This window comes from Pedobacter sp. Leaf250, assembly GCF_920984735.1.
Lineage (GTDB): Bacteria > Bacteroidota > Bacteroidia > Sphingobacteriales > Sphingobacteriaceae > Pedobacter.
In genome coordinates this window covers 195759-220600 of sequence record NZ_CAKLBU010000009.1, presented here as the reverse complement: position 1 = coordinate 220600, position 24842 = coordinate 195759, and the positions used below count along the sequence as shown (strand labels likewise).

At 35.6% G+C, this 24842-nt stretch carries 19 protein-coding genes; 13 read left to right on the top strand and 6 right to left on the bottom strand.

Annotation, left to right across the window (positions count from 1 at the left end; genetic code table 11):
* Positions 1-24: 24 nt before the first annotated feature.
* A complete protein-coding gene (locus LUA91_RS10525; RefSeq protein WP_231426003.1) occupies positions 25-699 on the top strand; it encodes a LytTR family DNA-binding domain-containing protein in 675 nt (224 codons plus the stop codon).
* On the opposite strand, the gene LUA91_RS10520 is transcribed toward LUA91_RS10525, so the two are convergent.
* On the bottom strand, positions 700-7116 hold the full coding sequence (locus LUA91_RS10520; protein WP_231426002.1) for an alpha-2-macroglobulin: 6417 nt from the start codon (positions 7114-7116) through the stop codon (positions 700-702).
* A gap of 491 nt (positions 7117-7607) precedes the next feature.
* Here LUA91_RS10520 and ribH point away from each other — a divergent pair, with 491 nt between their 5' ends.
* The 3 genes from ribH to ytxJ all read left to right on the top strand — a co-directional run bounded on the left by ribH (position 7608) and on the right by ytxJ (position 8776).
* On the top strand, positions 7608-8099 hold the full coding sequence (gene ribH, locus LUA91_RS10515) for a 6,7-dimethyl-8-ribityllumazine synthase (protein WP_231426001.1): 492 nt from the start codon (positions 7608-7610) through the stop codon (positions 8097-8099).
* A 135-nt stretch (positions 8100-8234) separates the two neighbouring features.
* Positions 8235-8357 (top strand): hypothetical protein, encoded by a 123-nt coding sequence (locus LUA91_RS20665; protein WP_255352363.1) that lies wholly within the window; start codon positions 8235-8237, stop codon positions 8355-8357.
* 86 nt (positions 8358-8443) lie between these two features.
* The gene (ytxJ, locus tag LUA91_RS10510) at positions 8444-8776 is read left to right on the top strand and encodes a bacillithiol system redox-active protein YtxJ (RefSeq protein ID WP_231426000.1); all 333 of its coding nucleotides are present in this window, start codon (positions 8444-8446) and stop codon (positions 8774-8776) included.
* A 73-nt stretch (positions 8777-8849) separates the two neighbouring features.
* Here the strand turns inward: ytxJ and LUA91_RS10505 are convergent, their stop codons facing one another.
* Positions 8850-10358: a malate:quinone oxidoreductase gene (locus tag LUA91_RS10505; protein WP_231425999.1), complete on the bottom strand. Its 1509-nt coding sequence runs from the start codon at positions 10356-10358 to the stop codon at positions 8850-8852.
* 382 nt (positions 10359-10740) lie between these two features.
* On the opposite strand from LUA91_RS10505, the gene LUA91_RS10500 reads away from it, so the two are divergent.
* From LUA91_RS10500 to LUA91_RS10485, 4 genes are all read left to right on the top strand, one after another.
* The gene (locus LUA91_RS10500) at positions 10741-12036 is read left to right on the top strand and encodes a hypothetical protein (protein WP_231425998.1); all 1296 of its coding nucleotides are present in this window, start codon (positions 10741-10743) and stop codon (positions 12034-12036) included.
* A gap of 126 nt (positions 12037-12162) precedes the next feature.
* The gene (lipA, locus tag LUA91_RS10495; protein ID WP_231425997.1) at positions 12163-13056 is read left to right on the top strand and encodes a lipoyl synthase; all 894 of its coding nucleotides are present in this window, start codon (positions 12163-12165) and stop codon (positions 13054-13056) included.
* 117 nt (positions 13057-13173) lie between these two features.
* Positions 13174-13725 carry an RNA polymerase sigma factor gene (locus LUA91_RS10490; RefSeq protein ID WP_231425996.1) on the top strand — a complete coding sequence of 184 codons (552 nt, stop codon included), beginning with the start codon at positions 13174-13176 and terminating at the stop codon, positions 13723-13725.
* Positions 13726-13727: 2 nt separating this feature from the next.
* Positions 13728-14579, top strand: a complete 852-nt coding sequence (locus tag LUA91_RS10485) for an anti-sigma factor domain-containing protein (RefSeq protein WP_231425995.1) — start codon at positions 13728-13730, stop codon at positions 14577-14579.
* Positions 14580-14639: 60 nt separating this feature from the next.
* On the opposite strand, the gene LUA91_RS10480 is transcribed toward LUA91_RS10485, so the two are convergent.
* Both LUA91_RS10480 and LUA91_RS10475 read right to left on the bottom strand, forming a co-directional pair.
* The gene (locus LUA91_RS10480) at positions 14640-15341 is read right to left on the bottom strand and encodes an AIM24 family protein (RefSeq protein WP_231425994.1); all 702 of its coding nucleotides are present in this window, start codon (positions 15339-15341) and stop codon (positions 14640-14642) included.
* A 117-nt stretch (positions 15342-15458) separates the two neighbouring features.
* A complete protein-coding gene (locus LUA91_RS10475) occupies positions 15459-16955 on the bottom strand; it encodes an NAD(P)H-hydrate dehydratase (RefSeq protein WP_231425993.1) in 1497 nt (498 codons plus the stop codon).
* A gap of 224 nt (positions 16956-17179) precedes the next feature.
* Here LUA91_RS10475 and yiaA point away from each other — a divergent pair, with 224 nt between their 5' ends.
* Entirely contained in the window at positions 17180-17587 is a 408-nt protein-coding gene (gene yiaA / locus LUA91_RS10470; protein ID WP_231425992.1) for an inner membrane protein YiaA, read from the top strand.
* Positions 17588-17630: 43 nt separating this feature from the next.
* On the opposite strand, the gene LUA91_RS10465 is transcribed toward yiaA, so the two are convergent.
* A complete protein-coding gene (locus LUA91_RS10465; protein ID WP_231425991.1) occupies positions 17631-19703 on the bottom strand; it encodes a M48 family metalloprotease in 2073 nt (690 codons plus the stop codon).
* Between the two features lie 141 nt (positions 19704-19844).
* On the opposite strand from LUA91_RS10465, the gene LUA91_RS10460 reads away from it, so the two are divergent.
* From LUA91_RS10460 to LUA91_RS10445, 4 genes are all read left to right on the top strand, one after another.
* Positions 19845-19982: a hypothetical protein gene (locus LUA91_RS10460; RefSeq protein ID WP_231425990.1), complete on the top strand. Its 138-nt coding sequence runs from the start codon at positions 19845-19847 to the stop codon at positions 19980-19982.
* 152 nt (positions 19983-20134) lie between these two features.
* Entirely contained in the window at positions 20135-20836 is a 702-nt protein-coding gene (locus tag LUA91_RS10455; protein ID WP_231425989.1) for a gamma-glutamyl-gamma-aminobutyrate hydrolase family protein, read from the top strand.
* Between the two features lie 381 nt (positions 20837-21217).
* A complete protein-coding gene (locus LUA91_RS10450; RefSeq protein ID WP_231425988.1) occupies positions 21218-23167 on the top strand; it encodes a beta-N-acetylhexosaminidase in 1950 nt (649 codons plus the stop codon).
* Positions 23167-23637: a CYTH domain-containing protein gene (locus tag LUA91_RS10445; RefSeq protein WP_231425987.1), complete on the top strand. Its 471-nt coding sequence runs from the start codon at positions 23167-23169 to the stop codon at positions 23635-23637. Before LUA91_RS10450 ends, LUA91_RS10445 begins: the two co-directional genes overlap by 1 nt.
* A 125-nt stretch (positions 23638-23762) precedes the next feature.
* On the opposite strand, the gene LUA91_RS10440 is transcribed toward LUA91_RS10445, so the two are convergent.
* Positions 23763-24740, bottom strand: a complete 978-nt coding sequence (locus LUA91_RS10440) for an FKBP-type peptidyl-prolyl cis-trans isomerase (protein WP_231425986.1) — start codon at positions 24738-24740, stop codon at positions 23763-23765.
* Positions 24741-24842 lie beyond the last annotated feature (102 nt).

Below are 24842 nucleotides of genomic sequence, written 5' to 3'. Positions count from 1 at the left end.
AATTGTTATATTGCCGCAAAAACTATGATTGCCATTGCTATAGATGATGAACCGATTGCGCTTGAGATTATAAAATCGCATGCTTCAAAAGTTCCGTTTGTAGAATTGAAAGAAACTTTTACCGATGCCTTTGCGGCAATTGGATATTTGCAAAATAATAAAGTCGATTTAATTTTCCTCGATATTAAAATGCCCGATATCAGTGGAATTGATTTTCTGAAAAGTTTGAACAATCCACCAATGGTTATTTTCACTACAGCATATACTGAGCATGCTGTACAAAGTTTTGAACTTGATGCTGTTGATTATTTGTTAAAACCTTTTTCGCTTTCCCGATTTTTGAAGGCCTGCAATAAAGCCCACGAGTTGTTTAATCTGCGTGGGCAAAAGCAAGAAGCCAAAAACCAGTACATTTTTGTAAAGGATGGTTATGAACAAATTAAAGTTGATTTGGATGAAATTCTTTATGTGGAAGCTTCGGGAAATTATACCCAAATCCAATTGAAAGACAAATTAATAAGCTCGAGAATTACGATTAATGATTTGGCCGAACTGCTTCCTAAAACAGATTTCATCCGCTGCCATAGGGCTTTTATTGTACCCAAAAACAAAATATCCAAATTTGACCGCAGCCAAATTTGGATAGGAGAGAAAATTGTTCCTATCGGAGCAACTTACACAGGCATTCAGTTAATTTAATTAAGGTTTTACTGCTACCCTAACTCCTGCCGATTGTGTGGTGAATTCTGGTGCATACATGCTTTGCAATGTGGTAATTCCGTTTGAAAAGTTACCAGCATGCGTAACCCTTAACGGATATTCAAAAACATAGGTTCCTTTGTGTAAATAACTGATAAAGAAATTTGTGGATGCATCTTTTGTACTTTCATAGTATCCTAAACCATCCTGATATTTATATTGAGAAATTACATTTACCGGTTCAAAACCAGATGATCGCATATCTTTTAAGTGTACGTATTCCATATCCCGATCGCAGAAGATTTCGATCCTTACCTTTAATAAATCGCCTGGCGATAACACATTTGAATTTGTTAACAGTGTAAGCAAACTGCCTTTTTCAGTTTGTTTTTGCAGAAATAATTGCTTGTTTATTTTAACGCCTGTAGAAGCCGCGGTAATTTTATCCAACTGCTCGAAATACTGCCAATAAAAGGCACCCCAGGCAATACTTTTATTGTTGTTTTTAATTTCCACTTTAGCCATTTCGGGCTTCACATTTTGCCCTGCGATGGTTATTTTTTGATAGCCTGTTCCTGCTTCTTTGGCTGGCTCGGCAATGCCCATTTCAGCAAATGATTTTCCGCCGATAGAGATTTCTGGTTCAGCTGATTCATCCAATAAATTATAACCCCGCATCAGCAATGCGTACGAAGCAGCCGCTGTTGCTTTGGTGGTTTTCCAATCATTGGTCTGCTTATTTTTCAGCAACCAGATTTTCATTTCTTCAACCGATTTTGAATCCTTTGCCACTTCCTCAAAAGCTTCTATTAACAGTGCTTGTGTTTCAATTGGACTTTGATACCAAAAATATCCATCTGCATTATCTGCCCAATACATCCCCATTTCATCACTGTGTTGAGCCCGTTGCTTTAATAATTCTATAACTTTTAATGCTTCGGCTTCCTTTCCATTTCTAAATAAAACTATAGCGGTTTGTGCTTGCTGATATGGATTTAGGTATATCCATTTTGCAGTAATCATTTTCAAGAAATAATCAACCGCCTTGATGTATTTGGCATCGTTATTCTTTTGATTAACGTAGCTACGAGCATATAAATAATGAAGGGTTTGATAATCGAATCCCTTACGTTTTAATTTAAGATCCAAAGTATAATCTTCCACCATCTTAGCGTCCAAATAATTTATAGCCTTAAAAAGCATTGGATTCAACTTTGGAAAGCTTTTTTCATCCACCAGTTTCAGGTATTTCAACTGCCCAATTCCCATTACAATGTGTTGTGTAATGTATCTGTCTTCTTGCATTCCGGTAAACCAGGGGAATGCTCCATTACTGAACTGCATATTCTCCAGTTTATCAAAATTTGCTTTCAGTTCATAAGTCATTCTGTTTAAGTCGAACAAAACGGACAAACGTTTTTTGCGCTCGGTTTCATTTTCAGCATTTCTCACCCAAGGCGTTTCTTCCAATAAAATTGATTTTAAAGCTGGGTTTTTCTCTAAGTTCGATAGCAATGCTTCACCATTATTGGTTTGTTGCCACGATTCGAAAACCGCTTTAATTTTTGGTGATGAGTTGATGATCCCAGTGGCGAAACTATTGGCATAAAACCGGCTAAAAGTTTGTTCAGCACATTCATAAGGGTATTCCATTAAATAAGGTAAAGCTTGTACCGCGTACCAAACCGGATTGGAGGTAAACTCAAAAGTTAATGACTGATTTTTTAATGTTTTTGAATTGGCCGACTGCAATAATTTATCCATGGTAAAGGTTTTTTTAGTGCCCCCATGCACATTCATCGGCATGCTTTCGGTAACCAATACAGAATATGGCAAAACAGGAACGGTCATTTCTTCTCCATCAGTATAATTTTCTGACTGGGCAGTAAGCTTATAAGTAATGGCCCCAATGCCTGAAGGAATAACTAACGACCATTTTAAAGATTGATTTCCATTATTTTCTAATTGAAACTTTTGCTGAACGGTTTCTTTTTTATCAATTATTGAAATTGCCTTTCCTGTGATGGCATCTCTTAATTCTAAGATCGCAAAACCTCCAATCGGCTTACCCGAAAGATTATTTAGCTTAGCACTAAGCAAAATCGTATCGCCCTCACGGAAGAAACGAGGTGCATTTGCCGAAATGGAAAGCTTTTTTTGTGTAACCAGTTCTTTGGTAATGGTTTTGGTTTTAAAATCTTTAGTATGCGCAAAACCCATCATTTTATATCGGGTTAAGGATTGTGGAATGGTAAATTCAATTTCAATCTCTCCAGCCTCGTTGGTTTTTAATTGCGGATAAAAGAAAGCGGTTTCTGTGAAATTGGTTCGGGGTACAATTTTTGGTTTTTTAACTGGTTTACCGTTTATAATGTAGGTATCTGTTTTAGGATCGTACCCTTCTATGCTTACAAAATCATAAACCTTATTATCTTCAACAGCTATTGCTCCTCTTTGCCCGTTAGGTGTTGGTGCACCATTTTGATCATAAGCTACACTGTTTGTTCCCCTAAGCTGGATTCTAACGCCTTCACCAGCTGGCGAGGCCGCAACTTCTTCCCTTAACATTGAAACATTAGCTGTTACATCTTTCCTCATTTTCGCACCATAGCCCACTACAACAACTTCGTTAAGCCCTTGCCCGTCTTCTATCAATTTAAAATCGATTCTCTTTTCTGCTCCTGCCTTGGTTGTAGCCCGATGATAACCAATAAAAGTTACGCTTATCTCCTCTCCAATTTTAGCATCGATGCTGTAAATACCATAACTATCGGTGGTTGCCCCTTTTTTACCAACCCTTACTGCAATTCCAGGAACACCATAACCACTTTGATCGGTAACAATACCGTATACCAGTCCAGATGCTTTTAGTGTCGCTAATTTTTTAGTGGCAGCCTCACTTAAACTCTTAATCTTATTGGCCTCTATTTTGGCTAAGTATTGTGTATAGTTATATTTTAGATTATAGGCATTGAAATCAAAACCATAAGAATTTATGCGCTCATAATCACGTTTTTCAATATCATAATAACCCCTATATCGATTTCTGTACCAAATTTCATTTCCGTTTTCAATGATATTAAGATTATATCCCCAATCGAAAATGTTGTAGTTGTATTTAGGTGTTGCGATTTTATTCCAGCTCATGGTTTTTAAATCATCCAATGATGCATCGTATAAAGACACCACCATTTCTGCCATCTGCTTTTCGCCCTTTTTATTGGCGATTTTCAACTTCCAAACATCTTTCTCTCCGGGTTGAAGCTTATCCCTAAAACTCAAAAACTTAATATCCAACTCCTTACTTTCATCAACAATGTTGATCACATTCATCGATTGATAAATTTTACCATTTTGTATTAAACTGAATTGAACAGCGAAGCCATCTATAAATCCATCCTCTGGCTTAATACTAACCAGTTCTTGCTTGTTAGTTAAATTCAGCCAAACCTTTTTTATAATGATGTCTTTATAATATACTTCATAATAGGCCCTTGCATTTGGCAACACGCTTGCAAACCTAAAAATAGCCATCTCATTAGGTGTTATGGTAGTTTTCTCCGCAACGAGCCATTCTCTAGCCAACAAAATTTTCTCGCTAGCGTTTTCATAAACACGCACAGTTTTTTCTACGATAACTGAATCCTGATCTTCGTTGAGGGCTTTAAATTTAACCTTGTAATAACCAGAATTAAGTTTAATGTTCTTCATTTCCAGATGACCACTACCCTGCTCTACCTTTTGATGCTGAATAAAACTGATATTTTTAGCTGCCCAACCTTCTGGATTTCCATCATTCTCATAATCATCATACGGAAAATGCTTAATAAATTCAGTTTTGGTTAAATTGTATTTTTCGGGTTTACCAAACATATTTGGATACACGATTCTGCCTGGATATTCCAATTTATACCACTCTACACTTAATTTGCCTTTTATTGGTGTTCGGTTTAAATTGGTAATTTCAAACGCTATATTTTCCTTTAATTGAGCGGGAAAAATATTTTCTGGTACATCCACAGTTAGCAGTACATCACTTTTTCCTGCGTTAACAAACTGCGATTTGCTTCTGGTTTCGCCGTTTAAATCGGTAATATCTATATTGATTTGGTAAGAATAAGCATTGATTAAACTATTTTCTGCTGATGCTAAAAAGCGAATGTCGAATGCACCACCGGCCTTGGTTTCAGTTGTTCCCGTCGCAATTTGCTTACTTGGAGTATAGCCGTAAATCCGATTGTAAGCCGAAAGTATATTTCTGGTAACCACGTATTTGACCTTTGCGCCAGAAACGGCATAACCAGCAAAACTAATTGCCTTACCTCGAATACTTACGGAATCATTCAATCTATATTTTTGGTTCAACTGATCAAATGCGATTTCAAAAGTAGGTCGCTTGTACTCTTCCACCAGAATATCTATGCTTCCATAAGTGGTATTGATGCTCATTCTGCCATTCAATTTACCCATCGGAATAGTAAAAGAACCATGAAAGGTGCCAAACTCATTTGTAATTTTCGAGGTTTTTTCGATCTCTTTTCTATTTGCATCGTTAAAAACAATGTCTACACTAGATTCTTTTAAAATCTGATTCTTATCTTCAGCGTACTCAAAATAAATTCCCTTGTAATAAACGGTTTGTCCAGGTCGATAAATTGGCCTATCCGTAAATAAAACAACCTTGTTTTTTATCGACATATACTTGTAAACACGCTGATTAATATCCATCGCTACAGTATCGTTACCGTAAATAATTTCAATATGATTTACAGATGCATTTAACGAACTCTCTGCAAACCCGTTTTTATCGGTATACAAAGTACCTCTTGTTTTAAAGACGTATTTGCCATTTTCATATTCATTATTTTCCTCATTTACAATTGCTTTTGAAATTGCTTCACCAGTTGAACTATTGGCAACAAAATATTGATGGTTGAGGATCCCAGTAATTCTGTTTGTAACCGCTAAATCTGTAACTTGAAAAGATGCATACTTAAATGCGGCATCGCTATTGGCAGTGTGGGCAATAATTACATACTGGCCTATTTCTAAACCATCTAATTTATCAACTATGGTATGCTCTTGGTAATCGTCGCTTTCGGGCAAATCAATCGTCCATTCTTTGTAGATTTTATTTTTGGCGATAAATTTTTGATAATCTGTAGTATCATTGAACTGAAAGCGATTGGTTATTTGATTGAGCCTGAAAAGTTGCAGGGCGATTGTGTTTGCATTTCTATACCTAAAATGTAATTGTGTTGGCTTACCTGGAACCAAAAATTGATTCATGCTTATTGCAAGGCTTTTGCTTTTAATATCGGCAATCAGTTTCTCGAAATTTTTAGCACCTAAACTTTTGGGATATGCAGCAATCGCAAGGTTACCCATTTCCAACAATTCCTTTAAATCAATTTTTAAATTAGGCAGCTGAAGATTACGCGATTCATATTTTTTTGATGCCAGTTCAAAAAGTATATCTGCATAAAACTCGGTCGATTTTGAAGAATTAGCCAGTTTTTGTACTGCTGCACTGTAAAGCGCCATCTTATCTTCGCGAGAGCTTCTCGAATAAATAAAATTTAATCTTTTTAAATCAATATCAGCCAAAGCAGCAACATTTGCATTTTCTTGGTGTATCCTGATCAGGTTTTGGAATATGACTAATGCCTTTGCAGAAAATGAAGTAGAATCTTTGGTTGGAATTTCAATTTTCAGAAATGCATCAGCATTGTTAAACCATTTTACATTGTTGAAATCGATTGAATCATCATTCTTGTTTATCTCGATTTGCGTGTTAACTAAAACATCTAATGCTCTGTGCGCCAATATATCGTAAAGTGTGGGTCTTAAAAAACGATTCTGCTCATCACCAACCATCATTTCACTTAAACTATCGATTTTTGTGTTGTGCAAAATTTTGCTCTCGCTGATCGATGCCAGATAGCTTTTTGCGGTTTCTTCTAAAAATTTACTTGCCGGCCAGGTTTTAATATCATCACCCAAATTTGATTGCACAGCGCTGCGGCTCATGAGCTGATATCGATTCTGCTCGTAATATTTCCAATAACTTTCGGCAAGTAACGATTCCAAAATGCTTTTTACGGGTTGACTTGCAATGGCAATATCTTGCTTTAAATCTTTATTGATTTTTGAAAATGCATCTTCTTCCAAGTAACCTTTAAATAACATCCGGTACATGGTTGCCCTTATGATGACCGTTGTTTGTTGGTCTTTACGGGCATTTTCGATTAACAGATTTAAAATTTGAATTGCTTCTTTTGGCTTTGCAGCAAGTGCAAGAGAATCAATCGATTTAAAACCTGCTTGATAATAAGTTTTCTTTTTTTGAGAAAAAACCAATGTGGAGGATAAACAAAAAGTGGCAAGGAGAAATATGAGTTGTAGCGTTTTTTTCATAATTAGGGCTTTAAACTTTAGATGGAATATTAAAATAGATTCCATAAAATATTTAAACTTATATCTGAATATTTACTAAACTAAACAATTTTGTGCTTTTACATAATGAAGTTTCTAATGACTAAAGCGCCGGATATGCTTCATTTTTACGCAGACAAAAATTCTGCTTTTTTTGAAAATACTACGACATTTTGCTTTTAAACGTTAATAGTAGCAAAGCCACCAGTAATCTAAACCTGATCGAAGTGAACACGAAACCCGATATTTCATCGGGTGAGTAAAACGGAGAGCAGGGCTAACAAATAATTGAAACACAGCCTCTGCTTTTCAAATATGAGTTATTTCTCTTGTGGATTTAAGAATATTTATGCTATAAGACACATAAATTTCAACAACAATACACAACCATTTCAAATTCAGTAAAAATTAAACTTACAACATTTAAACATTTAGCGCTTTCAACATTAAGTGCTTAGCATTATCTTTGTTGCATGTCAACACAATTAAAAAATCTTTCTGATTTCTCTCACACCACTGTTCCAAATGGAGCAAATTATAAATTTGGAATTATTGTAGCCGAATGGAACGCAGAAATTACAGGCGCTTTATACAATGGTGCATTAAAAACTTTATTGGATAATGGCGTGGCGGAAGAAAACATTGTTTCGTTACCTGTACCCGGAAGTTTCGAATTAACTGGTGGAGCAGAGATTTTGTTGAGCAAAAGAAGCGACATTGATGCTGTAATTTGCTTGGGTTGTGTAATTCAAGGTGACACCAAACATTTCGATTTTATTTGCGACGCGGTGGCACAAGGCATTACAAATGTGGGCATTAGGTATAGCAAACCTGTAATTTTTGGCGTGTTAACCACCAATAATTTGGAGCAGGCACAAGATCGTGCTGGAGGCAAACATGGCAATAAAGGCGATGAAGCAGCCATAACCGCAATAAAAATGGCTGATTTTTCGGCAAATATTTAAAATTGTGTTTTAATAAACTATTTGTAACTTAGTGCTTTAATCCCAAATCTAATGAACCATCATGATTTCAAACCACAAATTGGTTAGAATAAAAATTATGATAGCTTCATCACCTTTAAAAACAAGTATAAACAGATGAAAAAAGTAGCCATCTTATTATTGGCGGTGTTCTGCACCATTACCATTTTAGAATCTTGCTCTTCTAAACTTTGTCCTGCCTATAGCTCTTATCCTGAAGGCAAACGCAGAAGAAACTAATAACCAAATCTTCCTAATTTTCATCTTACAGTCATCTGCAGAACTTTATTAAACTGCATGTGTTTACCTATAAAACAATATTTATTATGACTTGGGTTAATTTAACATCGATAGATCAGCTGAATGAAATTAAATCGGCAAGCGGATATAGCCTTATTTTTAAGCACAGTACCCGTTGCTCAATCAGTTCGATGGCTAAAAGAAATTTCGAATTTAGCTGGGATGTAATTCCAGAAGATACAAAATTATATTTCCTGGATTTAATAGCCTACCGCGAAATTTCGACAGAAGTTGCCTTGCTTTTCCAGGTTACCCATCAATCGCCACAAATTTTATTAATTAAAGATGGCGATTGCGTCTTAGAAGCTTCACACAGTGATATTTCTGCCGAAGAAGTAGCAGAAGTAATTGCAGCATAATTGGTCTGCCACATAAAAAAAGGGCGCAAATTTAATATTTGCGCCCTTTTTTTATGATTAATCTTTTCAGAAATTATGCGTTTTCGATCTCTAAAATCCTTGACGTCCTTTCCCTAGTTTCTTTACAAAGTTTGGCGTTATTAGCCAGTTCTTTACCGAAGGTAGGAATCATTTCTCTCATTTTTGCCTGCCATTCATCAGTTGCCAAATCTGCTGCAAAACAGCGACCAAGCAATTCGATCATAATAGATACAGCGGTTGACGCACCTGGTGAGGCGCCCAACAAAGCTGCGATAGAGCCATCACCTGCACTTACTACCTCGGTTCCAAATTCTAAAATTCCGCCTTGTTTCTCGTCTTTTTTAATTACCTGAACACGTTGCCCTGCATATTCCAGTTCCCAATCTTTCAATTGTGCGGTTGGTAAATATTCTTTCAAAGCTTCCAATCTATCTTCTGGCGATTGCCTTACTTGTTCGATTAGGTATTTTGTTAAATCAAGATTATGCAATCCTGCCGATAACATCGGACGGATATTGTTGAATTTGATTGACTTTGGCAGATCTAAGAATGAGCCATTTTTTAAAAATTTAGTAGAAAAACCTGCATAAGGACCAAACAACAGTGCTTGTTTGCCATTAATCATTCGGGTATCCAAATGCGGAACAGACATCGGCGGAGCGCCAACAGCAGCTTTTCCATATACTTTAGCGTGGTGTTGTTTAATGATTTCTTCATTGGTACATTTTAACCATTGCCCGCTCACCGGGAAACCACCAAATCCTTTTCCTTCCGGAATATCAGATTTTTCCAATAATGGAAGTGAACCACCACCAGCACCAATAAAAACAAATTTTGCAACACGTTTGCGCTTCTCTTTCGTTTCTAAATCTTTAACTTTTATGCTCCAGTTTCCTTCTTTATTTTTCTTTAAATCGCGAATTTCATGATTGAAATAAAGACTAACATTTGGCTGCTCCTTTAAATGATTAAACATATCGCGGGTTAAAGAACCGAAGTTAACATCAGTTCCTAAATCCATTTTGGTAGCAGCAATTTTATCACTTTTCTTTCGGCCATCCATTATTAACGGTGCCCATTCTTTTACCACTTCTGCATCCTCAGTGTATTGCATATCGCTAAACAAATCACATTGCTGCAAAGCTTCAAAGCGTTTTTTTAGATAATCGACATTCTTTTTACCCCAAACAAAACTCATATGTGGGATTTTACGAATGAAGTTTTCAGGATTTGAAACTAAACCCTTTTCAATAAGATACGACCAGAATTGCTTTGATACTTCAAAATGTTCTGCAATTTGAACCGCCTTTTTAGTTTCAATTGAACCGTCTTTCTTCTCTGGTGTATAGTTCAGTTCGCAAAATGCAGAGTGACCAGTACCAGCATTATTCCAAGCATCAGAACTTTCTGCTGCCGCAATATCCAATCTTTCGTATATCTCAATACTTAAGTTTGGCTCCAACTCTTTCAATAAAACACCAAGGGTAGCGCTCATGATACCTGCGCCTATTAGAATTACGTCTGCGTCAGTTTTACCAACTGTCTTTATCTTTTTTGTCATCTTATATTAAAGGAGTTGCAAATTTAAAATCATTTTAAATATGAAACGAATTTTCGTAAATGAAATCCATAAAATTGACAAAAAATGTGTATTTGCCTCAAAATGGTATAATTAATTAGCAAAATTTAATCCAATACGCTAAATCTTGAACCAAAATTATTAAATCTTCATTAAGATTATATTAGAAGAGAAAATTGTAGTGTTGACATTATCATTTCTAAAGAATAAATAAACCATTAGCTGTTCGTATCGAACGAATAATAAGAAATTTGCAGCAAAAATTTGGATATTGCAAGCGAATAGTCATCCTAAAAAAACATCCCGTTTTAAAAGTATATTTTTATTAAATGGAGTATTTGCTTCATTAAAGATTGTTTTAAAGATGAAAAATTTAATCTTATTAATTTGCGTAGTTGTCTTTGCAAGTTGTTCAAAAGAAAAAACAGATGAAGTTCTGCTCCAAATCGACAAGCAAAAACTTGAAGAAAATATAAATTACGATAAAATTGTCTTTTATAAGTTCGCAAAAATTGCTGTCCGCTCCAATGCTGTGCTCGATACTAATATGGCTGAATACCAAAAGTTCTCAGGCCAAAGCCGCAACATTTTAAATGCGATGCACCGCATAGATACCAATAAAAAAAGCATTTCAGTTATAGAAGCATTGCAACTTTATAACGATTACCGAAAGGTTAAAAAACTAGTCAAAAATACTGATGAAGATGTTTTTCCTGGATTGATAGAAGGTTTTAATGTAATGTATGGTGCGCCAAAAGTAGACATGAAATTAGTTGATCCTAAAGAGAAAATTCGTTTAAAAAACATTGAACATGCCATTTTAAGCATGGCCGTTTTAACCACGAGAGATTTAGGACAGCCTTTTGCATTATACGAATGTTCGAAAACGCAACCAGAATTATTGGATGATTCGGAGATTAAGACCTTATTGGAATTTGTTCGTGGCTTCTTGTTTTTTAGCAATAATTTATTTTATCTATCAGAAGATGGTTTATCTCGTAACATTAAATGGCTCGATAAAAACGAAAAAATCCCACTTCCCTACACAAAAGCTTTTTTTGGCTGGAGAAATTTAAGCGATGAACAAACGCACACTGCTTTTCATGGCATGAATTATCTTTTCAGGGGTTTTGACAGAATGCGAATGGAAAGAAAAATTGATGAGGAAAGATCGCTGGAAGATTTTGATCTGTTTGTGAAAGATATGAATAAGCTGGGCCTCGAAACTGAATTGGTTTGGTTAATAGATGCTTACCTGAACTTAAAACGAGAAAATCCTGAAAAGGCTATTCCAGCATTAGAGAAATTAAAAGCTAGTCTATTATTTTCAGACAATGAACGTGAAGCAATCCAGAAAACTATAGATTATGTAAAAAACCGTAAACCAGAAGCTGCTTTAAATGGTGTTTACGACAAAGCATTTATGGCCAGGCTAGCCTCAAAATATATGATTTCGGTTTTGGCTAAAATTGATTGGGAGAAAGTAATGAGAGATAACAATGTTCCGCACACAAAAGAAATTTTTGCCAATATCAATAAATTCAAAGATATGTCTAACGCGGTAAGTTCTTATACAAATGAGAAGGCAATAGACAATAGCAAAAAAGAGATCACAAAAAAAGGAAGTGAATTATTGGAGAAAGCGAAAAGTTTATGGTAAGTCCATCTAATGGAGATCTGCATCTTGCTAATATTTATCTGAGGGCTAAAATCAGTTTCTCAAACATTACACCTTTCAAACATTTCAACGTTACAAGATTTCAATCCTAATCCTTAACTTTGCAATATGATTGATTTACCGGTAGTACCTGCTGTAACTGAAGTTAAACGTAAACCAGATTGGTTGCGTGTAAAATTGCCTGTTGGAAAAGAATATGCACAAGTTCGCAGTTTGGTAGATACACACAAATTACACACTATCTGCGAAAGCGGCAATTGCCCTAACATGGGCGAATGCTGGGGAGCAGGTACGGCAACTTTCATGATTTTAGGAAACATCTGTACACGCAGTTGTTCTTTTTGTGCAGTTGCTACTGGCCGCCCTTTAGCGGTTGATGTAGATGAACCAAATCGTATTGCCAGCTCGGTAAAATTAATGGGCGTTAAACATTGTGTAATCACTTCGGTAGATCGTGATGATTTAAAAGATGGCGGCTCAATAATTTGGGCAGAAACTTTGCAGGCCATTCGCAGAGAAAGTCCAATTACGACGCTTGAAACTTTAATTCCCGACTTTAAAGGTCAATGGGATAATTTATATCGTGTTTTGGAAGAGCGCCCTGAAGTGGTTTCGCACAACATGGAAACTGTTAAGCGTTTAACAAGACAAGTACGTATCCAGGCTAAATACGATAGAAGTTTAGAAGCGCTAAAAAGAATTTCTGAATTTGGATTAAGAACTAAAACCGGAATCATGCTTGGTTTAGGCGAAACTGAAGAGGATATTTTTGAGGCTATGGATGATCTGGTAGCAAATGGCGTTCATATTTTAACGCTTGGCCAATATTTACAGCCAACCCGTAATCATCACCCGGTTGTAGATTGGATTCATCCAGATACTTTTGCGATGTATAAGGAGGTTGGTTTGGCCAAAGGCTTAAAATACGTAGAAAGTGGCCCGCTGGTTCGGTCATCGTACCATGCAGAAAAACATCTTTTTCCTATTGAAGGAATAGCATAAACGTTAATCAAGATCTATAATTTAAAAGTGTTTTGAAAAATCGCATTCTTTAAAGGAATAGGTTTTCAAAACATTTTTTTGCTTTTACTGTTCTCTATTGTATCTTAGTAACCAATAGTGACTGCAAAAAAAAAATTAACCCTAACCGAGCCTGAACTTGTTCTTGCACTGCAATCGAAAGATCCTGTAGTGTTAAAAACATTGTATAGCATGTACTCATCAGCACTTTACGGTGTAATTTCACGTATTATTACGCACACCGAACTCGCTGAAGATGTTTTACAAGAAACGTTTGTAAAAATATGGCAATCTGCTGCTCATTACGATAATACCAAAGGACGATTATTTACCTGGATGATGAATATTGCCAGAAATTTATCCATAGATAAGTTGCGTTCGAAAGATTTTAAGAATTCACTCAAAAACCAAGATATAGAAAATAACGTAAGTTTCGTTGATGAGCAAAACAAGGTAACTTTTAATCCAGATGTACTTGGAGTAAAGCAACTTGTAGAGAACCTAAAACCAGACTTACAAGCAGTTCTCAATTTAGTTTATTACAAAGGTTACACACATGTGGAAGCCGCAGAGAAGTTAGATTTGCCATTAGGCACGGTAAAAACCCGTATCCGATTGGCTATTATAGAATTGAGAAGGAGTTTTAATTGAACGTGGAAAATTTAAAAGCATATATCGAATCAGGAGTACTAGAATTGTACGTTTTGGGTGATTTATCGCCTGAAGAAGCGTTACAAGTGGAGGATATGGCATCTCAATATCCCGAGATTAAAGATGAATTATCTGCCATTGAGCTTGCCATGGAAAATTATGCGATGGAAAATGCTATAGATCCCTCTAATGATGTAGAAACTAAGCTATTTGAGAAATTAGGAATTAGTGAAGAAGTTGAAACAGCATCTACAGCTCCTATTTATACGGAAGAGCCTAGAATAGTTAGATTGGATGGCAGTGATGGCAAAGTTAGAACATTGCGGTTTGCATTGGTAGCTTGTGTTGCTTTATTAATCATCAGCACTGCTGCACTTTTTATTACTTATAACAAATTAAATGCTGCTCACGATCAGATTGCAAGTTTAAATCTGGATAAGGAAAAATTTGCAGGAACGGTAAGCAAGCTAGAATTTGAGAATAAGGGTTTAGATAATATGGTGGCTATGAATGATAGTAAAGAATGGGCAACTGTTCGTATGGCTGGCCAGGCTTTTAGTCCAACATCTAAAATGAACGTATATTGGAATAAAAAAGATAAAAGTGTTTTGATTAATTATGTAGCGATGGATTTACCAAAAACCGATGAGCAACATGAGTATCAACTGTGGGCATTGGTAAATGGAAAACCTGTAAGCTTGGGTGTATTTGGCAAAACCGATACAACAACAACTGAAGCTTTACAAAAAATGCAAACTATACAGGAAGCACAAGCATTCGCAGTTACTTTAGAACCAATGGGCGGAAGTGTAAATCCAACCATGGAGAAACTAACCGTAATGGGCGGCGTATAAAGGCGCTGTATTCATAAAATAAAAAATCCCGACAATTAAAGTTGTCGGGATTTTTTTTGATTATGATTTTGCTGCGTATTTCACTTCTTCATAAGGTTGAACTAAAACCCAACCTTCGCCGAAAAATTCCAATTGAAATGATTCTCCGCTTCCTCTCCCGATAAATGAACCGAAAGTTAGATTCGTTTTAATATTTGGAGATAAATTTTCTGACCAAGCCACCGTTGCATTTGGATCGGTATAGACGGGTTGATTTGCACTTACCCTTAATAAAATGGGTTCGCCATGGGTAGTAATGGCAATATAACCACTCCCTGATAATTTCACCTGAAATAAGCCTCCACTCATCATTCCAGCAACACTTTTTAGCATTTTTATTTCATTTTTGATGCTATCTTCAAGGGCTAAAACATCATTGCCATTTACAAAAATAGATTCGTTTTGAAGTTTGATAATTTTTACTTTTTTACCTTCATCAGCTAAATAAAGTTTACCAGTTCCTGCAGCATGCATAAGCGATGTTCCTTCGCCAGAAATGGCTTTCTTCAACAATCCTCCCAAGCCTTTACTTAGCAAACCTTCCCGTTTAAAATCAACATTGCCAATATAGGCAACCATCGATCCGGCTTTCGCCATGATTTTTTGATTCTTTAAGTTTACTTCCAGCATTGCTGGTTTTTCCAATTCAAAAAAGTCATTCTCATTTGGATCTTCTGCAGATTCTTTAATTAATTCATTTAAAGTGTATTCTCTTTTTTCCATCTTAATTCTATATATTTTTTAGTTAACCGGTTAAGGCACATGAAATAATCAATTCTTAAGCCAAAATATTTTATTAATTAACAGATAAATCCGATTGCCAAACTGCTGATGTTATGTTTACGAGTGAATTAATTTCTTTATCTCTTTAGCTATTTGTTTTGCTACTTGTGAAGCACTCACCACTATTCTTTCCTCGGCTAAATAATCTCCAGCCAGCCCATGAAGATAACATCCTAAAATTGCTGCATTTTCTGCTGTGTATTTTTGAGCAAGAAACGCAACGATTAACCCAGTCAACACATCGCCCATTCCACCTTGCGCCATTGCAGGGTTACCCGTTGGATTGATGTAGATTTTTCCATCCGGCACACAAATAAATGAATATTGATTTTTAAGGATGATTATAATTTTATGCTCTACAGCTTTTGCTTTTGCAGTTTCTAATCGGTTCCACCAATTATCATGATCTCCAAACAAGCGATCGAATTCTTTTAAATGAGGGGTTAGAATACTATTTTCTGATAACTTATCCATCAAATCTATTTTTTCACTAAGCATATTTAAAGCATCGGCATCTATAACCAAAGGTTGATTATTGGCTATTAAACTTTCGAGCAACCTTTCATTTTCTACTGAAATACCTAAACCAGGTCCAACGCCAATAGCCTGAAATTTTGCCGGGTTTTCTATTCTGGTATATTCATCACGAGGCAAAGCCATTACCTCTGGCAAAGTTGTATTTAAAGCAATTAATCCGCTTTGCGGAATGCAAGCCGTTGTTAATCCAGCCCCGCTGTGCAAACAAGCCATTGATGAAAGTAAAGCGGCTCCCATTGTATTCGGACTGCCAGCAATTATTAAGGCATGGCCATAAGTACCTTTGTGACTAAAATTAGCTCTGGGTTTGAGTATATTTCGGATATCCGAATTATCAGTTAAATAAAAACCAGCGTCTTGCTTTTGAATAAATTCTTCATTAAGGCCAATATCAACAACTTCATATTTCTCCGTAGCCAATACAGATTCTGGGAGGAAAAAATTAATTTTTGGACGTTGAAAACATATGGTTTTGTACGCTTTAATTCCATTATATTCTGTTGGAATTGGCCCTTCGGCTGGAAAACCCGTAGGTACATCTACTGAATAAACCTTTTTATTTAATCTGTTAATTTTGCTTACTAAAACGCCATATTCACCTTCAAGTGGTTTATTCAAACCCGAACCTAAAATGGCATCAATAATAATTTCAGCTTTAACATTTTTTAAGTCTGATGCCTTATCGATTACCGTCTTATTACAACGCGATTCATCTATACGCTGTAAATTAATAGAGAAATCTTTGCTTTGTTTATCATTAAAATTAACAATATAAACTTTAACATTCTCGCAGCCATTGTTACAAAGTAAATGTGCTATCGCTAACCCATCGCCCCCATTATTTCCCTTACCACAAAACACGGCGATGCCCTTATTAACGTCAAATTCATCTTTTAAAAAGCTTTGTATGAAAGCACGAGCAGCTTTCTCCATTAAATCGATCGAAGCAATTGGCAGGTTGGCAATGGTGAATTCATCAGCCTTGCGCATTTGGGTAGAGGTGAGCAGTGTTTGCATATAACTAAGATAAGATTATATGCTTACAACCTGTTGCGTTATTGGTCTAATATTCAAATATAAAACAGATTGATTTAGCTCACATCATCAGCTTCGCAATAATGTTCCAATTTCCATATGGATTAATGTTAGTGAATTTCAAAAATGCGAATTATATATTTATCGAAATATACCTTTTCAAGATGTTAAGCGTTTTGTATTGAATTAAATTAAACTCTAATCAAATGAATCACAAACCATCAAATGCATTTGTGGCTGCGGCCTGGATTGCATTGGGCATTGGAATGATAGGCTTTATTGTAGGCTTATGGCGTTCTGATATGCTGCTTAATGAAAAAGGATATTATTTTACCGTATTGATGTTTGGCCTTTTTGCTGTAATATCATTACAAAAAGCTGTTCGCGATAAACTGGAAGGCATTCCCGTAACCGAAATTTATTATGGTTTAAGTTGGTTTTCAACGCTGTTGACAATCACTTTATTAGTAATTGGTTTATGGAACGCCACTCTTTTACCCAGCGAGAAAGGTTTTTATGCCTTTGCCTTTCTACTCTCTCTTTTTGGCGCCATAACGGTACAAAAGAATACGAGAGACAGCCAGATTATTAACAAAATGCAGGATTCAAATTAATCCTTTTTACCAACCCGGTAGCTGAAACTACCGGGTTTTTTATTTAGTTTAAAACCGAAATACACAAATCTGCTTCAAACTCCAATAATTGTTTTTTTGCTTTGAAATGAGTGTCTGTAATAACGTCTGCATAATCTGCCATGGCAGCAAAAAGCACTTTAAGCTCCTCATCGAAATATAAATCTGCTCCAAAATATTTGTAATCATATTTAAGGTACTCTTCCAAACGAAGCCTCACTTCATCGCTTAAACTATTTTCGTAGTCTTCATCTAATAAAATAGAGACTAAACTCTCTTTGAATTTTTTTTCTTCTTTTTTTACCACAACCATTTTATTTTTTATGATGTTAAATGGTGTTGTGGTGTGCATAAAAGTGGTTGCATTTGCCAGATCAGCATAAACAATTTGCTGGAGTTTAAACTTTTCGGCAATGTTTTGGTATGATAATGCTAAACGTTTGAAATCGGCATCCAACTTTTGTTCGTAAGCCTGAAAACGGAAATACTCAAAAATATTAGAATCTAAGTTTTCCAATTCCGTTTTCTTATTCTGTATTTCAGAATTCAGATACTCTAACATGGCTCTGCAATCTCCTTTTGAGTATTTCTGACCATTGTAATTAAAAGTCTTCACATCAATCAAACCCGAATCTAACCTGTCAATTGTATTCCAATCAGACTCTAAGGCGTTCAATTCATAAATGAAAGTTAAATTTTTATCTCCAAAGAGATCATCAAAGTTTAAGTCTCGATGAACTACTGGTTTCTCTAAATCGCCTTCTGTATATTTTATAAATGGATTTCGATAATCAAAATACTCATTAAATATTACAGGAAATGAATTTTGGCTTGTCTGATTTACGAAATCAAATTCGAAATCGGTTTCATTCTGATCAACTGGCTCCTCCAGATAATTCACATTGGCGAACATTTTATGGGTAAGTTGAGCAGCGATTTCATTTTTATTTGAGATTAAATTTATAGCAAATCCTATCTGGCTATTTTTCACTGGAGCGTTTATCTGTTCCAACCTTAGGATTCTTTCTTCAGTTTCTGGATGCGAAGAATATTCCTGACTAAAACTTAATTTTGATTTATTAAATCTATTATAATAACGAAGATCAACTTCTGGAAACTCATTTATAATTGGCAATTTGTTCTGCTTCGCCAGAAAATTCATTGCAAGTATTTGCTGTGGAAACACATTTTCTGTTTTAATATTTGCGTCGATTTTTCTATCGTAATAATTCAATACCAGATCTAATGCCTGGTTAGCCAATTGCATACGTAGCAGGGAAGTTATCAATGGTTTAGAGCCAACTACATGAGCGGCAACAGCATCAGCATGAAATTCCATTTCATGTGAAAGTTTAGAATAATTGGCATTAAGCACACCATAAACTTGAACTAAAATGTGCTGCATAAGGCCAACTATTTTATCAGATATCAATACAAAAATCCCAAAATAAGAGGTAGAATCTGCAATATTTCTGGCAACCTGATTATAGCCTTCGTTATCATATAGAATATCATGAATAATGCGATTTACATTATAAACGTAACTGCCAATTTTTAAACTTTTTTGCGAAAAATGACCAAATTCGTGTGCTAATACTGCCCTCAATTCATCTATAGTTGTTGTATTAATTAAACCAACGCCTATTTGCAAATTTTTTCGAATAGGAAAAAACATGCTCCAGAAATTGGAATCGTAAAAAACTGAAGCATTTACTTCACTTGATAAATATACTTTTTTAGGGAAATCAGTATGTACAGCAGCTACAATTTCATCAATCATTTTAAACAATTGTGGCTCAGTTTCCTTTATAATTTCTATCAGGTGTGATCGATCCATTTTATTGCTCTTAAACATAAATTTGATTAAGAAAAACAATATCAGAAAACCAAAACCAATCATGCCTAAGCCCAGCATAATGGTTAAGATGTTCACGTAAAATTCAATAAGTTTAATTCCCAAATAGCAACAAACTACCGTGAGCGTTATGGAAATAATTATTAAAAAAGCGTAAGTAAATACAAATAAGGCGATAGCCCATACTGATTTAATGGCCGATTTTCTGAAATCTTCAGATGGTTTGAGTGCGTAATCCAACATGAAATATAATTTGATACTGCAAGATAATAAATTGCTATAAATGCATTGCCTTTCTTTTATCGCAATGCTGATTTATTATCATAAATTCGGCTTAATATTTTCAGGTATGGTTTGGCGAGCGCCGTAAATATTCCTTATGGTATGAAATTTAAAATCGCAGGTTTAGAAAACCATTTCCGAAAAATTCACCGAACTTTAGAGCTAAATGAAGAAACTGAAGGTGTTGCTTTGGTATATTTGTTCGATTTAAATTCAGACTTAACGATCATCATAAATTGAATGATATTGGCGTTAAAAATGAATACATAGAAACAATTGTATCGAAAGATTTATTAATAAACTAAACACAGATTATAGCTATTAAAGTTTATTTTGAATTACAATTACAGTAAGTAATCCGTGTTCATCTGCAAAATCTGTAGTAAAATATTATGACTGAAAAAATAATCATAGGCGTTACCGATTGCAGCAAATTCGATATTTACAGCAATTGGGTTTTATCATACAATGAAAATGTAGAAGTTATTCAACTTGGTTATAAACTAAATAACTTTGATGATATTGAAAAATGCCAGGGTATTGTTTTAACTGGTGGTGAAGATGTTCATCCAAGATTTTATAATCTGCCCGAATATTATCCTTATTGTTATGATGATGATATTGATGAGCAACGCGATGAGTTTGAGTTTAAGGTTTTGGATTACACCGAGAAAAACGGAATTCCTGTTTTAGGAATTTGCCGCGGCATGCAGGTTGGCAACGTGTTTTTCGGAGGAACTTTAATTCCTGATATCTCAACATGGGGGAAATTCGATCACGCTAAAATGCCCGATAAAAGCGACCGCTATCACGAAATCATTATCAATCCATCCTCTTGGTTAAACAGCATTGTACATACAGATAAGGGCTTAGTCAACAGCAATCACCATCAAAGCACAGATAGAACTGGTAAAGGTTTGGTGGTTAGTGCCATTTCGCCGGATGGCGTTACCGAGGCTATGGAAAGACTTTATCCGCTAGGGAAATCATTTCTTTTGTTTGTTCAATGGCACCCGGAAAGATTAATAGATCAACAAAGTCCGTTCAGCAGAAATTTACATGAGGCATTTATCCACGCGATTATTAAAGGATAAATACAGCGTTTCGCATTAGGCTTTAAATCATCACATCTCTGTTCATCCATTCTTGCGAAAGGCGGGTCCGAAGATCAATGGTAAAAAAAGTTAATCATTAATCCGGCAACAGAAGAAATAATTTTCACTTTAGAAGCAGACGACTAAGCTTTTCCTCAAATCAAGCGAAACCTTAAAACAAGCTCAATCTTATTGGGCGAAGTTATCTTTGCGAGAAAGATTAGCAGTTCTTAATATCTTGAGTTGAGGGAATTTACTAAACCAAAAGATTGTCATTTGATGGGATAAACTATAATTGTGCTTAATAATTGGCTTTGTAAAAATCTTTTTTAATAAATTGCGAATTAATATTTATTTGATTCATCCGCAGTTTTATTTATAATGAAAAAGATATTCCTCATATTTTCACTCTTCTTGTTTGCAACGAATACATTTGCTCAAAGCATCATTAGTGAACCTGAAATTGCTGAAGGCGATAGTCCGATTTCACAGGCGCAAATAGCCATCATTCCCGAACCGGTTTCGTTAATGAAGAAAGCCGGAACCTTTACTTTGCCCGAAAATATTAGTATTCAGGCCTCTAAAAGTGAAGGTTTACAACAATCAGTTGCTGTCCTTTCTGAAAGAATTGAGCGGGCGACCGGCAAATTTGTAAGTTCAGTTACAACAGCAAATCATCCTACAATAAAGTTAATAATCAATAGCCAAAGTGATAATCAACTTGGCGCCGAAGGCTATAAACTGAATGTAAACCCAACTCAAATTGTAATTACTGCCAACAAACCTGCTGGTATTTTTTGGGGTGTTCAATCTTTAATTCAACTTTTTCCTGTTGAAATTGAAAGTAAGGAAGTTGTTGCCAATGTAAAATGGAAACTGCCTTGCGTAGATGTTATTGATTATCCGAAATTAGGCTGGCGGGGATTGATGTTCGATGTTGCCCGTCACTTTTTTACTAAAGATGAAGTAAAACTGTTTATTGATAATATGGTTCGTTATAAATTCAATCTTCTGCATTTTCATTTAACTGATGACGAGGGCTGGAGAATCGAAATTAAGGGATTGCCAAAATTGACTGAAGTTGGTGCCTGGAGTGTTCAAAAAACAGGTACTTTCGGCGATTTTATTCCGCCAACAGCAAACGAGCCCCGCACTTACGGCGGTTTCTATACACAAGAAGATATTAAAGAATTGGTTCAATATGCACAAGATCGATTCGTCAATATTATGCCCGAAATTGATGTTCCAGGACACAGTTTGGCTGCTATTGCATCATATCCTGAATTATCATGCACACCCGAAGCTGTAAATTATAAGGTTCGTTCGGGCGAAAAAATTATGGATTGGAGTCGTGGTGCTCCACCAACAGCTTTGGTTGATAATACCCTATGTCCTGCCAATGAGAAAGTTTATGTTTTCCTCGATTCTGTGATTACCCAGGTGGCAAAACTTTTCCCTTTTGAATATATCCACATGGGTGGCGATGAAGCTCCGCATAATTTTTGGGAGAAAAACGATCAGGTAAAAGCGTTAATGCAACGTGAGGGATTGAAAACAATTCCGCAGGTTCAGGCTTATTTTGAAAAACGCGTGGAACAAATCGTGGTTTCAAAGGGCAAAAAATTTATGGGCTGGGATGAAATTTTAGAAGGTGGTGTTTCGCCTACGGCGTCGGTAATGAGTTGGAGAGGTATAAAATATGGAATCCAAGCATCAAAGGATAAACACAATGTGGTTATGAGTCCAACAGATTTTGCGTACCTGGATTATATGCAAGCCGATCAGATTACTGAACCAAAAGTATATGCTTCGTTGAGGTTAAACAAGGCTTACCAGTTTAATCCCATTCCAGCAGGTGCCGATCCAAAATATATTATTGGCGGTCAGGCAAACCTATGGACGGAGCAGATTTTCAATTTCCGCCAGGTTCAATACATGCTTTGGCCACGTGCCTTCGCCATTTCCGAATCTGTTTGGAGTCCGATTGAAAAGAAAAACTGGACAAATTTTATCGATCGTACTGAAGCGCATTTTAAACGTTTAGATTTAGCAGAGATTAAATATTCTCCTGCGATTTACGATCCAATTTTTACAGTTAAACGTAATGCTGATAAGCAATTAATGATCGAACTGACTCCCGAAATAGAAGGATTGGATATTTACTACAGTTTTGATAATTCGAGCCCCGATCGTTTTTACCCTAAATACAATGGCGCATTAACTGCTCCAAAAGATGCCAGTATGTTGCGTGTGATTACCTATAAAGGTAAACAGCCTATGGGCAGATTAATTAGCATGCCCATTGCCGAATTGCAAAAAAGAAGCAAATAATGGGTAAAGAAATAGAACGCAAATTTCTGATCAATAAAACGCATTGGAATAATTTTGAAAAACCAATTGGGAAACTATTACGACAAGGTTATTTAGTTAGCGATCCATCGAAAACCATTCGTGTTCGTGTAGCCGATGATCAAGCCTGGTTAACCATAAAAGGCATTTCAGTTGGTGCTTCAAGATTAGAGTATGAATATGAAATCCCTTATACTGAAGGCCTTGAATTGTTGGATAGCTTTGCAGAAACTGAACTTAAGAAAATTAGATATGAAATTTTTCATGCCAATAAACTTTGGGAAATTGATGTGTTTTCTGGTGATAATGATGGGTTAATTGTTGCAGAAATAGAATTGGAATCAGAAGACGAACAATTCGAACGCCCAGATTGGATTGCAGAAGAAGTTACCCACGAAAAAAAATACTACAACTCCAACTTAACGAAGTATCCTTTTAAAGATTGGAATTAAGCTATTTAAACAATAATGCAAAGATAATAAGCCTTGGCATAAAATATCACATAAAAAAATCCGCAGCAGTAAATGTTGCGGATTTTTTTTAATTACTTTCAATAACTGCATCAGATATTAACTTTTTATCTAGCAGGTGCTACCATTGCATTTTCACTATTGGCTTTAACAATTGATTTTAATTCTATATCAAATACCAGCGGAGTAAAAGGATTAATTGATCCACCTCCGTTCTCGCCATAACCTAATTTAGATGGGATAATGATTTTAATTTTTCCACCCACACCAATCAGCTTAACGCCTTCTGCAAAACCATTAGGCAATTGATTTAATACCAACGGACGAGCAGCATATTGTGCTGATGGTGAATAGATTCCTGCATCTTTTGCAACTTTGGCATTAGAAGTATCGAACACATTAAGTTTACCATCAGCTTTTTTATTGGTGAATTGTCCGGTGTAATCTACCATAATGGTATCTGCAGCGGCAGCTCTTTCGGTATTGCCTGCTCTCTCGATTAAATAATTCAACCCTGATGGAGTGGTATTCATTTTCAATTCATTATCGGCAATATACTTTGCAATTTTCGACGCTTCATTAGCTTTGTTGCGCTTTACCAAAGTTTCATATTCAGCCTTGTAAAAATCTCTTTTTTTATCTTCAAAAGCCGAATCTGTTTCATTTGTCACCTTATGCAAAACTTTTTCAATTTTTACTGTAATGGTAGCATAATTATTTTGAGCAGCAACTGGTTTTGGTTGATCATTATATTTAGCTAAAGAATCTAAATTTAGCTTGAATGAAGCACTGTCTCCCTCACCCAAAAGTTTTAAAGCGGCAACCAAATCCCCTTTAAATTTTGATTTAGTAACAGTGAAAAATGGAGGGCGTTCATTATCATAGGTATTAACTAATGTCGAATCTCCAGATTTTGTATCAATCATTTGAATCACATTAAACTTCACCAAATCACCTTCTTCAATTTTCGGCTTGCCTTCGTTTTTGTAAATTTTATAGGTCATGTCGCCTTCGCCCTTTTCAAATTTATTACAGGCAGTAAGACCTAAAATTCCTGCAAATAAAACTAATAATCCTTTTTTCATTTGTTTATGTTATTTTGAATGGCAACAAAGTTACCTTCTCTAGCATTTGGTATTGCATTTAAACACAAAAATCTTGCCTGTTATGCTGGGCAAGATTTTTAT

What these genes read in the sequence shown, in the direction of transcription:
- yiaA (WP_231425992.1), top strand. Translation starts at nt 17,180, where the DNA reads ATGAATCACAAACCATCAAATGCATTTGTGGCTGCGGCCTGGATTGCA.
- LUA91_RS10440 (WP_231425986.1), bottom strand. Translation starts at nt 24,740, where the DNA reads ATGAAAAAAGGATTATTAGTTTTATTTGCAGGAATTTTAGGTCTTACT.
- ytxJ (WP_231426000.1), top strand. Translation starts at nt 8,444, where the DNA reads ATGACTTGGGTTAATTTAACATCGATAGATCAGCTGAATGAAATTAAA.
- LUA91_RS10500 (WP_231425998.1), top strand. Translation starts at nt 10,741, where the DNA reads ATGAAAAATTTAATCTTATTAATTTGCGTAGTTGTCTTTGCAAGTTGT.
- lipA (WP_231425997.1), top strand. Translation starts at nt 12,163, where the DNA reads ATGATTGATTTACCGGTAGTACCTGCTGTAACTGAAGTTAAACGTAAA.
- ribH (WP_231426001.1), top strand. Translation starts at nt 7,608, where the DNA reads ATGTCAACACAATTAAAAAATCTTTCTGATTTCTCTCACACCACTGTT.
- LUA91_RS20665 (WP_255352363.1), top strand. Translation starts at nt 8,235, where the DNA reads ATGAAAAAAGTAGCCATCTTATTATTGGCGGTGTTCTGCACCATTACC.
- LUA91_RS10445 (WP_231425987.1), top strand. Translation starts at nt 23,167, where the DNA reads ATGGGTAAAGAAATAGAACGCAAATTTCTGATCAATAAAACGCATTGG.
- LUA91_RS10505 (WP_231425999.1), bottom strand. Translation starts at nt 10,358, where the DNA reads ATGACAAAAAAGATAAAGACAGTTGGTAAAACTGACGCAGACGTAATT.
- LUA91_RS10465 (WP_231425991.1), bottom strand. Translation starts at nt 19,703, where the DNA reads ATGTTGGATTACGCACTCAAACCATCTGAAGATTTCAGAAAATCGGCC.
- LUA91_RS10475 (WP_231425993.1), bottom strand. Translation starts at nt 16,955, where the DNA reads ATGCAAACACTGCTCACCTCTACCCAAATGCGCAAGGCTGATGAATTC.
- LUA91_RS10460 (WP_231425990.1), top strand. Translation starts at nt 19,845, where the DNA reads ATGAAATTTAAAATCGCAGGTTTAGAAAACCATTTCCGAAAAATTCAC.
- LUA91_RS10480 (WP_231425994.1), bottom strand. Translation starts at nt 15,341, where the DNA reads ATGGAAAAAAGAGAATACACTTTAAATGAATTAATTAAAGAATCTGCA.
- LUA91_RS10455 (WP_231425989.1), top strand. Translation starts at nt 20,135, where the DNA reads ATGACTGAAAAAATAATCATAGGCGTTACCGATTGCAGCAAATTCGAT.
- LUA91_RS10450 (WP_231425988.1), top strand. Translation starts at nt 21,218, where the DNA reads ATGAAAAAGATATTCCTCATATTTTCACTCTTCTTGTTTGCAACGAAT.
- LUA91_RS10525 (WP_231426003.1), top strand. Translation starts at nt 25, where the DNA reads ATGATTGCCATTGCTATAGATGATGAACCGATTGCGCTTGAGATTATA.
- LUA91_RS10520 (WP_231426002.1), bottom strand. Translation starts at nt 7,116, where the DNA reads ATGAAAAAAACGCTACAACTCATATTTCTCCTTGCCACTTTTTGTTTA.